Raw genomic sequence first — 13,368 nt, forward strand, 5'->3', positions numbered from 1 at the left:
AATTTATTTACTCAACTTCTGTTGCCACTTATAGAGTTGATTCATCACATCCATCGGTGTCATCGCCATCAGATTCAAGTTTTTCAATTGTTGTAAAACCTTTTCGTCCTTAGCATTCGTGACAGTCGGTTCACTGAATAATGAGAGCTGCTCATCCGCTTCAGCCACTTCTTCCGGCTGGGCTTCAGCGCTTGCACTAACTTCTGATGCGACAGGGCTGACCTGCGTATCGGGTACGGGCGCCGCACTTGCCGCTAAGGAATCGGCCGTCGTGGACACCGCACTCGTCTGACTTTCGAGACTCGTTAAAATCGTATTCGCCCGTTTCAACAAAGCATCCGGCATCCCGGCCAACTTAGCCACGTGGACCCCGTACGACTTATCGGCAGCCCCCGGTTCAACTTTGTGTAAAAAGACTAACTCCCCGTTTTGTTCAGTGGCCCCAACGTGAACGTTGCGTAACCCTTTTAATTCTTGATCCAAAACCGTTAATTCATGATAATGGGTCGAAAATAACGTCTTTGCGTGGATATTGTTATGCACAAATTCAATAATTGCTTGTGCCAACGCCATCCCATCGTAGGTCGCGGTCCCCCGACCAATTTCGTCAAACAGGACCAAACTGTTAGCCGTCGCATGTTGCAAGGCGTTGTTGGCTTCCTGCATCTCGACCATGAACGTACTTTGGCCCGAGATTAAGTCATCCGTCGCACCAATGCGTGTAAAGATTTGGTCAAAAATTGGGAGTTGCGCTGACTTAGCTGGAACAAAACACCCAATCTGCGCCATGATGACCGTTAAAGCCAACTGCCGCATGTAGGTACTCTTCCCGGACATGTTGGGTCCCGTAATCAGCAACACCGTTTCGTCCGGGGTCATCTTAACGTCGTTAGGGACGTAGCTCTGATTCCCCATCACCTTTTCAACGACTGGGTGACGGCCCTCTTCGATTTTCAAGTCGTGTGACTTGGTTAAGGTTGGCCGGACAAAGTGATAATCCTCACTGACAACGGCGAAACTTTGTAAAACATCAATCGCCGCGACCGCCTTAGCTAACGTTTGAAGCCGCTTAATGGCACCCTTAACGGTTTCGCGCACCTTCGTGAAGAGTTGGTACTCTAACTGAGTAGAATGGCTCTCAGCCTCTAATATCAAGGCCTCGTGTTCCTTCAATTCAGGTGTGCTAAACCGTTCCGCGTTGGTCAACGTCTGTTTCCGTTCATAACGATCACTTGGGAGCTGTGCCAAGTTCGCTTTGGTGACTTCGATGTAATACCCAAAAACACGGTTAAATCCGATTTTTAAGTTCTTGATCCCGGTCACTTGGCGTTCCTTAGCTTCTAATTCCGCAATCCACTTTTTTCCATTATTCATGGCATCGCGATACTTGTCTAATTGCGGATCATAGCCATCCTTGATGACTCCGCCATCCGTAACTGACAACGGCGCTTCTTCCACGATAGCTTGATCAATCAGGTCGGCCACGTCTTCAACGGGGTCCAGTTGGCTCACTTCCGCGTCAAAAACTTTTGCATCCAACTCTGATAAGATATAGCGAATCTTTGGAACCTGTCGTAACGACGTTTTTAATTGGATCAAGTCCCGACCATTCACGCTGCCAAAAGCAACTCGGCCTGCGAGGCGTTCCAAGTCGTAAACCTTCACTAATTCTTCCTGCAAATTATTGCGTTCAAAATAGTGGTCTAACAGTGCGGCCACCTTGTTTTGACGCGTTTCAATGTCCTTCTTCACAATCAACGGGCGGTCCAACCACTGTTTGAGTAGTCGGCCCCCCATTGCCGTCTTAGTTTCGTCGAGTAACCACAGTAACGTCCCCTGTTTCTTACCCGTCCGAATCGACTTCATTAACTCCAAGTTATATTTAGAGTTGTGATCCAACTTCAAAAAATACGACGGTTCATAAGCGACCGCTTTTTGTAAGTGGGCCAGACTCCGCTTCTGTGTCACTGTGATGTACATTAATAGGTGCTCAACGACCTGCTTTTCAAGATCAACCGTCAAATCCTGCGTCAGGTAACTCAGCGCCGATTGTGGCGTGACTTGGTTCTGTTCAGAAATCAAGATGCCAAGCGTCTTGATCTGCTTGCGCAAGTCACCGGATACCGAATCATCAACGACGATTTCCTTCGTTTGTAAGCTGGTCAGTTCGTTAATTAACGCATCGTCAGTCGTCAGTAAACTCGTCTTCAATTCACCGGTCGATAGGTCGGCGTACGCAAAGCCCATTTGCTGGCCCACTTGAATCAAGGCCGTCAAATAGTTATTCGACTTTGCCTGTTCAGCGCCACGTTCTAGCGTGGTCCCGGGCGTCACCAATTGGATGACTTCGCGTTTAACCATGCCCTTAGCAAGCTTAGGATCTTCCATTTGCTCACAGATAGCGACTTTGTAGCCCTTATCAACTAAAATATCGATATAATTTTGAACGGCACGGTGTGGCACGCCGCACATTGGAATTGGATTGGCCGCCGAATGGTTCCGCGTCGTTAAGGTCAACTCAAGTAACTGAGCCCCTTTAATGGCGTCATCAAAAAACATCTCGTAAAAGTCACCGAGTCGATAAAACAAAAACGCATCGGGATATTGATCTTTCACGGCAAAATATTGACGCATCATTGGGGTATCTTTAGTTTTCTGTGGCACGAATCGTTCCTACTTTCTATTTCTAACTTTAATCATCAAAATACGGGTGATCTGGATTAATCAAGACCCGTTGAATTTTCTTTGCGTGACCGTTCTTTTCATCCAGGTCAATCACACAACCGGATAAAACGGCCGGACTGTCTTCTTGGACGTTAAACCGGGTCGGCATTTGTTCCAAGAACCGTTGGATGACATTTTCACGCGTCATCCCCAAGATGCCATTATAAGGGCCCGTAAAGCCGACGTCACTTAAAAAGGCCGTCCCTTCTGGTAAGACCCGCTCGTCACTAGTTTGAACGTGGGTATGCGTCCCAATCACCGCACTAACCTGGCCGTCTAAATACCACGCCATGGCTTCCTTTTCACTAGTCGTTTCGGCATGGAAATCAACGAAAATGTTCGGCGTCGTCTCCCGCAGTTCTTCAACGAGCGGTTGAACCGTCGTGAACGGATCCGCTAAGTTTTGACCCATAAAGACGTTACCTTGCAAATTGATCACGGCTAATTTCGCCGTATTGACGTTAACGATCGTGTAGCCCTTACCCGGCGTCGTCGCAATTGGAAAGTTGAGTGGGCGCACCAACTTCTTGGCATCCCCAATGAAATCAAAAATTTCATTGTTATCCCAAGTATGGTTTCCCATCGTAATCACATCCGCTCCGGCACTCAAAAAATCTTTGTAGACTTGTTGACTAATTCCGCGACCACGAGTGGCATTTTCACCATTTACAATCGTCACTTGCGGTTTGTAACGCCGCTTTAACTTTGGTAAGTACGTGGCAATCGCGTCCTGCCCAACTTGACCCATGACATCGCCGACAAATAAAATTCGCATATGTTCTCCCTTGTTTTAACGTTATATTCACCATTTTAGCATTAATCGGTTAGAAAAGTGGGGCGACATTTTCCAACAATCACTTTAATCACGCTGAATAAAAAATGCTGTCTGGATTGGTCATCGCCACCCAGCAGCATTTCATTTAGTTTCTCATCATTTTTCAGTCCGGGTAATTCCCCATACCGTCAATCCCGCCACGCCGACGACAATTAAGGACCCCGCAGCCCACCTAAAAACTGGTTTTAAAGTGCTAACTAACCCGATTCCGAGGATAAAACCAAATAGCAACGCCCCGTACAGGTTAAACCAACGATGCCGTTCACGAAAGAGTGGCCGGTTATCCAGCCCTAAGTAGCGATTAAATTTGATTAAGTAATTGAGCGCCAATAACCCGACCAGAAAAATGAAGCTAACCACTGGATTCATTAAATGCAACTTAGGCACTAAAAAGTTAACCGCGACTAATCCGATATAGCCTATCGCAAGCGCCCGTAGCGCTAACTGGACGGGCCGAATTTGCTGCCGAACATCTTGACGCCTTAAGTAGTCCGTCATCCCACTGTCTTCTCGTAACAACGTATCTAGCGACAACTCATAAAAATCACTCAACCGTAATAAGCTATCAATATCTGGATAACTATTCTCAGTTTCCCAACTAGAAATTGTTTGGCGGGAAACGTGTAGTTGTTCCGCGACGGCTTTTTGCGTCAAATGTTTCGCCAGCCGCGCCTGTTTTAATCGCTCACCGAACCGCATCGCTATCACCCTCTCTTTGAATACTATGATTATAAGACGGTGACTCTCCTAAACCTAGCTTAGAATCTTGGCACGTTGACTTAACGGTGTTTCACGGCACTGATCACGTTGGTTAGTTAGTCTTTATTCCACTAAATCATCAGCAATTTAATGATCACAAAAAAAGCCCGAGACCCAGGTCTCAGACTTGTTTTCTGTTTATTTAGCGTAGTCAACTGCTCGAACTTCCCGAATAACGGTAACTTTAATGTGTCCGGGATATTCAAGTTCATTTTCAATTTGCTTTTTGATATCGTGTGCCAAAACGGTTGCTTGTAAATCAGTAATCTCGTTTGGCTTAACGATAACCCGAATTTCACGACCCGCTTGGATGGCGTAGCTCTTCTTGACACCCGTTTCATCATTCGCAATCGCTTCAAGTTTTTCAAGTCGGTGGATATAATTCTCCAACGATTCGCTCCGAGCTCCTGGTCGGGCAGCTGAAATCGAATCAGCCGTAGCAACCAGAACAGCAATAATCGATTTTGCCTCGACATCCCCATGATGGGACGCGATCGTATTGATTACAACTGGATTTTCTTTGTACTTCGTTGTTAATTCCACGCCAATTTCAACGTGTGATCCCTCGACCTCATGATCGACGGCCTTACCAATATCGTGTAATAATCCTGCGCGTTTCGCGAGTGTAACATCTTCACCAAGTTCGGCGGCCAAAACGCCCGTCAACTTCGCAACTTCAATTGAGTGATTTAAAACATTTTGACCATAACTGGTCCGATAATTCAACCGACCGATTAACTTGATCAAGTCAGGATGCATCCCGTGCAATCCTAAATCGAAGACAGCTTGTTCACCGGTCTCACGGATTTTTTCGTCCATCTCTTTACGTGCTTTTTCAACCATTTCTTCAATCCGAGCTGGATGAATCCGCCCATCTTGAATAAGTTTTTCAAGCGCGATCTTTGCGATTTCACGACGAATCGGATCAAAACCACTGAGAACAACCGCTTCAGGAGTATCATCAATAATTAAATCAATCCCCGTCAACGTTTCTAACGTTCTGATGTTTCGACCTTCACGTCCAATAATCCGGCCTTTCATATCGTCATTTGGTAACGAAACCACTGAAACGGTGGTTTCTGAAACCATATCGGCCGCACTCTGTTGAATCGCCTGGACAATTAAGTTTTTGGCTTCTTTTTCAGACTGCGCTTTCACTTCGTCCGTATTTTCTTTAATCATTACGGCCCGTTCATGCGTTAATTGATCCCGCGTTTGGGTTAAGATCTGGTCACGTGCTTGGTCTTGCGACAATGCTGCGACCTTTTCTAACTCAGCTTGACGTTGCGTGATTAGTGAAGCTGCACTTTGTTGCTGTTGTTCAACGCGTTTCTGTTCGTTGGCAATCTTATCTTCCTTCTTGCCTAGCGCATCCTCGCGTTTTTCAAAAGTATTTTCTTTATGATCCAAAGTCTCTTCGCGCTGAAGCAAGCGATCCTCTTGCTTTTGTACCTCATTGCGTCGTTGCTTTAATTCATTTTCAACTTCAGTCCGGTAACGATGACTCTCCTCTTTTGCTTCGAGGACTTTTTCTTTCTTTTGAGTCTCCGCTGACCGTTTGGCCTCAGAAATAATACCTTCGGCGGTGTTCTTGGCTACGTTCAATTCTTTTTCGTGGATATTCTTACGAACATAGTAACCAATCCCATAACCGACAACAATTGCGATGACTGCGAGGATTATACCGAAAACATTCATGTTTCCACCTCCGCATCACCAAAATCCAGTTAACATAAAATCAACTACAAATTTTCAGATGTTATATTTTGATTATTTACACACTTGTTATTCTAATGTTTGCAGGGGGTAGTGTCAACTTAAAGTCCTATGTGAACGGCAAAGCGTCCCGTTTACGACGCTGTTTTTCCAACAAAAAAACGCCTAAAGCCACCGCTTTAGACGTTTCTAAATTTATTTATCAGTTTGATCGTCACCGAGGTCTAATTCGGTTGGGTCAGTCTGCTTATCAGCTGCTTCTTCCTCATCTTCAGGAGACGCGTCCATGCCATAAGCATCCCGGACTTTCTGACGAATTTCCGCCATCACGTCAGGATGTTCTGCCAAGTACTTCTTCGCATTTTCACGACCTTGACCAATCCGGTCCTCGCCGTAAGAATACCATGAACCACTCTTCTTAACGATGTCCTTATCAGCCGCCATGTCGACAATTTCACCCGTTTGTGAGATTCCATAGCCGTACATGATATCGACTTCGGCCCGCTTAAATGGCGGCGCAACCTTGTTCTTGACGACTTTGATTCGGACACGGTTCCCAATAATATCGGTCCCGTCCTTGATCTGTTCCGCCCGACGTACTTCAAGCCGAATCGTTGCGTAGAACTTAAGCGCCCGACCACCAGGAGTCGTTTCAGGGTTACCGAACATCACACCGACTTTTTCACGAATTTGGTTAATAAATAACGCAATCGTCTTAGTCTTATTCAACGTCCCGGATAACTTCCGCAACGCTTGTGACATTAACCGGGCTTGCAGCCCAACGTGCGCGTCACCCATCTCACCTTCGATTTCAGCCCGTGGCACTAATGCCGCCACAGAGTCGATAACCAAGATATCAACCGCCCCACTGGAAACTAAGGCATCTGCAATTTCAAGACCTTGTTCACCAGTATCGGGTTGTGACAATAGGAGATCATCAATGTTAACGCCTAAATGTTCCGCATAAACCGGATCCAGTGCGTTTTCAGCATCAATATACGCCGCCGTTCCGCCCTGCTTTTGAACTTCCGCAACGGCATGTAGCGCCACGGTCGTTTTACCAGAACTTTCAGGACCGTAGATTTCAACGATTCGGCCACGGGGATAACCACCTACACCTAACGCATCGTCTAAGGCTAATGATCCACTTGAAACGGTCGAAATTTGGGTATTCGCCGCATCGCCCATTCGCATAATGGACCCTTTACCGAAGTTCTTTTCAATCTTTTTTAAGGCAGCATCTAATGCTGCTTGCCGTGCATCAGCCAAATTATTTCCTCCTTTGGTGCTCGTTTTCACTCTTAATATCATAACGGTTAAAAATCAGAAATGCAAGCAAAAAGCGAACAAAAGTTCGTATTATTTTTAGAGCTGGTGATCAGCCAATAAAGCGTGTCGTAACAGGTCCAGACCAACCATGACACTGCGTTGCCGAATCTTTTGGCGATCCCCAACAAAGTGATATAACTTCCCAACGGTCGGCTGGTCACGGTAAGCTAAACCGATCCAGACCGTTCCAGCGGGTTGCCCCTCCAAACTGTCAGGACCCGCAACCCCCGTAAAGCTGAGCGCGGTATCCGTGCCTAATCGAACCCGTGCACCATCAGCCATGGCGATCGCAGCTGCTTCAGAAACGACCCCATCTTGGTCAATGACCGTTTGTGGAACGTTAACGAGTTGGTGTTTAGCCGCGTTAGCATAAGTCACGAAGCCACCTGGAAAAATAGCGGAAACCCCGGCGACCCCACCGATCGTACTTTGGAATTCACCAGCCGTTAAACTCTCCGCCGCCGTAATACTTAAATTAGCCTTAATCATCGCTTGAACAACGACCTGGGCCAAGGAATTGTCATCCCCGTAGCCATAAAAATAGTCGCCAACCTTAGCTTTGATTTTTTGCTCAACCGCATCTAACGCACTGTCGGCCGCCCGTTGCGTATCAGCCTGTGCACTGAGCCTAAGAGTGACCTCATTGGTCTTCGCGTAAGGCGCAATTGTCACGTCGTGTTGTGACGCAATCATCGCTTGCAATTCGGTCACTAGCCGTGATTCTCCAATACCGAAGAATCGAAGCACCCGCGAATAGATCTGGGCTTGCTGACCATACGCCGCCTGTAGTTTGGGCTTGGCTTCGGTATCAAACATTTTTGTCATTTCGCGTGGTGGCCCGGGGAGTAGTAAGAAATCCGCGGAATCTGGTGACTGGTAAAACGCCCCTACGGCTAACCCGTTATGGTTCGTCAACGGCGTCGCACCCTTTGGATATAACGCCTGCAACCGATTGTTTTCAGTCATGACCTTACCCGTTTGCTCAAACCGGTCCGTAATCACTTGCATGGCCGCAGCGTCTTCCACTAACGGCACGTTCAAGTACTTAGCTAACGTTTGCTTGGTCAGATCATCCTTAGTGGGACCTAAGCCCCCAGAAAGAATTACTAAGTCGTTGCGTTGAGCCGCAATTTCAAGGACGGCCGCTAACCGCTTCGGATTATCGCCCACGACCGTTTGGTAATAACTATCGATGCCCAGTTCTGCTAAACCCTGAGCAATGTGTGTACTATTGGTATTTGTGATTTGGCCGAGTAAAATCTCAGTCCCGACCGCAATTATTTCAGCTTGCATCTAAAAAGCCTCCTGATAGCCTTTGTCAGACTATGTTCAGTATCAGCATTAGTCGCTCAATCAGCGATCAACGCCCACACTCAGTATATACGAAAAAAACGGCGTGCACATTCAAAAGGTTGCAAGGATTTTCTACGTTTGATCCTAACTGCTAAAGATTGAAAGTGCTAAAACTAGTTCAAGCGTTACCATAGCACTACTTATCATTAGAAAATTAGTATTTTTCGGCGCTTCGCTAGCAGAATCAGTGGGCTGGCGGCTTTGTAGTGAGGTTCCAGACCGTCCTTTGGCTGGGACCGCCCCCCATAGCACTCAAGGCTACCCGATGGAGCGGCTAATTTTAGGAATAATAATTATTGCTGTTACAACGTTACCAGCCATTTTGGGACTTTCAATCTTTAGTTAACTGCACTACACCCTTCGTGTCATTTTTTTCTCGTCAAAAAAAGTCCGAGACACGAGGTCTCGAACTTTTATGATTTGATTTATTTAAACCCATCTGAGAAAACGTCGCGATTCTGAACAAAGTAATCAATGCCAGAGTAAATCACGAAGAAGAGGCAGACGTACAGCATAATCGCTGCAAATGGGACGTGGATGGCTGCAAAAAAGACGTTGTTTAGTAATAAGAAGATAATCGCAATCATCTGCGTCGTTGTCTTGATTTTACCAGGCATTGCCGCTGCCATAACTTTTCCATTATTTTCAACAATCAATAACCGTAACCCGGTGACTGCCAATTCCCGACACATAATAATCGCCACGACCCAGTCCGGTGCAGCATTCATCCGTACCAGTACAATAAAGGCCGTCATCACCAGCATCTTGTCCGCCAACGGATCGGCAAATTTACCGAAGTTAGTGACTAAGTGCTGTGAACGGGCAATCTTCCCATCTGCTAAATCCGTCAAAGAAGCGACGGCAAAGATGATGGTTGCGATAACCTGCGTTACGGGGATCGTCGTTCCTGCCCAGACAACCTGGCCCCAGCTCAATGGCAGGACCATGATTAGTAAGAAAACAGGAATCAGGATAATACGAAAAACAGTTAGCTTATTAGGTAAATTCACAATGATACTCCTCCGTCACAGACTATTTAATGGTCAAGGTAATCGTCCGCACTTGCGACGTGCTGTTCTTCGGATTGAAGTCAAACTTCTTACCATTGATCGTTACGGACGTTGCAACGGCGTTACCAAATTGGAATTTGACCGTTGACGCATTGCTTGGCAACGTCACGTCGTGTGACCCATTGGCCGTTAACGTTCCTTGCCAAGTCTGACTGCCGTTAGTCGTGATTGACGTCCAGGCGGCCTTAGTCGACTTAACAACCACTTTGTTCTTCTTGGCGCCGTTAGTCATCGTATAGGCTGTATCACTGTCGCCATCAGCCTTAATTGCTTGCTTAGTGCTATCCGCTTTTTTCTTAGTCGTCTTCTTAGCAGAACTGCTGCTAGTCTTAGAACTAGCTTTGCTGCTAGACTTCTTCGAACTCGAAACTTCAACTGAGGAACTTGAAGTGGCCGACGACGAGCTCGAACTCGTGTGTGTCCGAACTGCCATGAACCAGATAAACAACAGGATCAATACCACGACTCCCGTTACGATAATCGTTGGTAAATAGTTGCGTACCCGGCCGGCTGGAGTGGTCGGCGATTCACGACTTGCACTGCGCGTTGGTTGAACTTCGTCTACATTTTGGACGTAAGTTTCCGCGTGCGTTGCTGGTAATTCGTCACTGTATTCTTCCAGCAACTCATTGCCATCCAAATCAACGGTGTCAGCGTACTGCTTAACAAACGCCCGAACGTAAAAGTCTCCCGGTAATTTATCAAACTGTTCGTCTTCAATTGCAATCAAATACCGCTTTTGAATCTTCGTAATTTGTTGCAAATCGTCGATTGTTAACCCTTTGGCGATTCGGGCAGCTTTTAGCCGTGCCCCAATCGTGCTTTTTTCTTCACTATTTTCACTCATTGACCTTTTCTCCACCCTAAGTCTATTTTCATAATCTTACGAATCTTAGTATATCACAGCCACTTTCCTAAACTGCAACCCCATTACTAATTTTCAGATTTCTTTAACTCTTCTGGTTGAGGACGAATCTGATACTCACTAATCGCTTGCGACTTGAGTAGTTGTCCCGCAACGGCTTGTACGTCTGCCAAGGTTAACTGATTAATGACATCTGGTTCGTCAAATAAAGTTACCGAACCAAATAACTGTTGATCATAACGGTTGGCAATCGCTTCGAGTGAGTTCGCCATGAAGACGATCCGCCCAATCATTTCTTTTTTGACTAAGGCCAATAATTCAGACTGGTCGTCCACGGCGTCTTGCCAATGTTCAATCACCTCAATAATTGCCGCGTCAAATTTGGCCGGATCATCACTTTCCCCACTAAACGTTAGGAAGTTGAAGCCGTTTTGTAATTCGAAGTCATAACCGAACGTATCGTCAATGACCCCTTCGTCGTAAAGTCGCAAATAATTTTTGGACGTATCGCCAAACAACATTTCGAGTAAGACGTTTACAGCCGCACGGTATTTCAAAGCAGGCATCCCGGATTCAATCGGCGTTAGTCCCTTGACCCCGACGATGGATTTGGCCCGGTTCACTGGCATATCAATGACCCGGTAAGGAATAATATCATGCCCATCTTCCGCCGTTGCTGGAATCTTACGTTCAATTGGTTTAAAGCTTGCAAACGTCTTATTGGCTTGGTTAGCTTCAATCCAGCCCAAAACTTCATCTGGGTCCAGTTTACCAACCACAAATAAAGTCATGTTCTCTGGGTGATAGAACGTCTTATACGCCGCGTAAAGGTCCTCTGCGGTAATCTTAGCAATCGACTGGGTCGTTCCCGCAATGTCATATTGCAACGGGTGGTTAGGATACAGGTTCCCAATCATCCCAAAGTACAACCGCCAGCTCGGATCATCGTCGTACATTTCGATTTCCTGGCCAATGATTCCCTTTTCCTTGTCCACGGTCTGCGCCGTAAAATACGGGTCCTGAACAAAGTCGAGTAAGGTCTCTAGGTTTTCTTTCAGATTACGTGTTGCGGAGAACAAGTAACTCGTCTTCGTAAAACTCGTAAACGCGTTCGCGCTGGCGCCGTATTCACCAAACGTTTGAAAGGCATCGTGGTCCGCCTTCTCAAACATTTTATGTTCAAGAAAATGGGCAATGCCATCTGGGAAACGGTGTAGCTCGTCGCTACCGGCTGGTACAAACGTGTTGTCGATCGACCCGTAGTTGGTTGTAAACGTTGCGTACGTTTTATGAAACCCAGCTTTGGGTAACATCGTCACCGTCAAACCGTTTGGGAGCTTAGTTTGATAGCAGGTCTCGTTAAATTGCTCATATTTTTTTACTTGCATGCTTGCGCCCCACTCAAGAAGAACCCGTCATTCAGGGTCACCATCTTTGATACTTCAATAATCTGTTCCCGCGTTACGGCCTGGATGCGTTGCAGCCAGTCGGCATCCGTCACATTCTGTTGCGTCAAATCATCGATCAACGCTTGAATGGCAAACGTCCGCTGACTGTCCAAACTGGATTCAAAATCATTGATTAACCCAAGTTTTAATTGTTCAATCAGTTCATCCGTGAAATCACCATTCTGAATCGCCGTCAACTGTTCGGCAATAATTGCCAAAACTTGATCATGCTTGGCGCCATCGATCCCGGCCTGAACTTTCATAACACCCCTAAAGGTATCCAGTGAGCTACTTGCGTAGTAGGCAAGACTGGCCTTCTCACGCACGTTCATGAACAGCTTGGATAGTGGTGAACCACCGAACAATTCGTTGAACACGAGGGCCGCGTAGTAATGTTCACCGCGATAAAAGACGGGCAAGTCGTAACCTAAGTTCAACTTAGCCTGACTCAGGGTTTGGGTCTCACTAGTCTCGACATAGTGCTGCGTATTGCGATGACGATAAAACGGCTTAGGCCGTGACGTTGGGCGGTCAGTAAAATGAACCGCCTGCCACTGTGCTAACACGGCCGCCTCATCAACATCCCCAACAACAATAATGTCAATTTGGTCGTCTTTTAAAAGTGACTCATAATAGGTAAACAAATCTTTTGACGTAATCGTTTCCAAGTCAGCAACCGTCCCGTAACTCGGCACCTGCTGAGCGGGATCGTCTTTGAACAACGCAGCGTTTAACCGTTGCGCCGCGTAGTACTGTTTATCATCCGCAACCGACTGAATGGCCGCCTTCAGGTTTGTGACTTGGCGATCAAAAGTAGGTTGGTCAAACTGTTGATTGGTCACCAACGGCTTGAACAAAACGTTTTGTAAAAATTGAGTGGCTTCACGTGTTAACGGCTGATCCGTCGCTAAATATTGTTCATTTGCGACCGTTAATGCCAAACGTAAATTATGAGTCGGTCCCTTGCGACCAACTCCCGCACCATAAGCAGCCCCATACATCTTTGCTAGAGCATTGGCTAGTGCCCGCTGATCAGGATAGTCTGCGGAACTAGTTTCTAATAAGTTGGACAATAACGCACGCTTCGTGATAATGTCTCGGCGTAACGGTGCCCGAAAATTCACGATAATTTGATTGGTTTTAAATTGATGACTGACAACCGTCGTCAATTGAACCCCTTTTGCTAACTGAGTTTGCAATAAAAGAATCCTCCTTGCATATGTAATAAATAATAAGCGAAAGCCCGATTTGACGCAACTTTCCGTCCTA

Annotated in this window: 10 protein-coding genes; all 10 read right to left on the reverse strand. The window is 46.4% G+C overall.

Annotated elements, in window-relative coordinates; translation table 11 throughout:
• Window positions 1-3: 3 nt before the first annotated feature.
• Complete coding sequence (gene mutS / locus IV64_RS12880) at window positions 4-2,664, reverse strand: DNA mismatch repair protein MutS (RefSeq protein ID WP_057707634.1); 2,661 nt, start codon at window positions 2,662-2,664, stop codon at window positions 4-6.
• 28 nt (window positions 2,665-2,692) lie between these two features.
• Window positions 2,693-3,499: a TIGR00282 family metallophosphoesterase gene (locus IV64_RS12885; RefSeq protein WP_057707635.1), complete on the reverse strand. Its 807-nt coding sequence runs from the start codon at window positions 3,497-3,499 to the stop codon at window positions 2,693-2,695.
• 156 nt (window positions 3,500-3,655) lie between these two features.
• Window positions 3,656-4,258 (reverse strand): helix-turn-helix domain-containing protein, encoded by a 603-nt coding sequence (locus IV64_RS14220; RefSeq protein WP_083491669.1) that lies wholly within the window; start codon window positions 4,256-4,258, stop codon window positions 3,656-3,658.
• 198 nt (window positions 4,259-4,456) lie between these two features.
• Window positions 4,457-6,016, reverse strand: coding sequence for a ribonuclease Y (gene rny / locus IV64_RS12895; RefSeq protein ID WP_057707636.1), 1,560 nt, complete (start codon window positions 6,014-6,016; stop codon window positions 4,457-4,459).
• A gap of 213 nt (window positions 6,017-6,229) precedes the next feature.
• Window positions 6,230-7,303 carry a recombinase RecA gene (gene recA, locus IV64_RS12900; protein WP_057707637.1) on the reverse strand — a complete coding sequence of 358 codons (1,074 nt, stop codon included), beginning with the start codon at window positions 7,301-7,303 and terminating at the stop codon, window positions 6,230-6,232.
• A gap of 96 nt (window positions 7,304-7,399) precedes the next feature.
• Entirely contained in the window at window positions 7,400-8,656 is a 1,257-nt protein-coding gene (locus IV64_RS12905) for a competence/damage-inducible protein A (RefSeq protein ID WP_057707638.1), read from the reverse strand.
• Window positions 8,657-9,141: 485 nt separating this feature from the next.
• Complete coding sequence (gene pgsA / locus IV64_RS12910; protein ID WP_057707639.1) at window positions 9,142-9,726, reverse strand: CDP-diacylglycerol--glycerol-3-phosphate 3-phosphatidyltransferase; 585 nt, start codon at window positions 9,724-9,726, stop codon at window positions 9,142-9,144.
• A gap of 22 nt (window positions 9,727-9,748) precedes the next feature.
• On the reverse strand, window positions 9,749-10,633 hold the full coding sequence (locus tag IV64_RS12915; protein ID WP_057707640.1) for a helix-turn-helix domain-containing protein: 885 nt from the start codon (window positions 10,631-10,633) through the stop codon (window positions 9,749-9,751).
• An 86-nt stretch (window positions 10,634-10,719) separates the two neighbouring features.
• Window positions 10,720-12,039: an EF-P 5-aminopentanol modification-associated protein YfmH gene (gene yfmH / locus IV64_RS12920; RefSeq protein ID WP_057707641.1), complete on the reverse strand. Its 1,320-nt coding sequence runs from the start codon at window positions 12,037-12,039 to the stop codon at window positions 10,720-10,722.
• Window positions 12,030-13,298, reverse strand: a complete 1,269-nt coding sequence (yfmF, locus tag IV64_RS12925; protein ID WP_157061178.1) for an EF-P 5-aminopentanol modification-associated protein YfmF — start codon at window positions 13,296-13,298, stop codon at window positions 12,030-12,032. Before yfmF ends, yfmH begins: the two co-directional genes overlap by 10 nt.
• Window positions 13,299-13,368: the final 70 nt, after the last annotated feature.

This window comes from Lactiplantibacillus xiangfangensis, assembly GCF_001438845.1.
In the GTDB taxonomy this organism is placed as follows: domain Bacteria; phylum Bacillota; class Bacilli; order Lactobacillales; family Lactobacillaceae; genus Lactiplantibacillus; species Lactiplantibacillus xiangfangensis.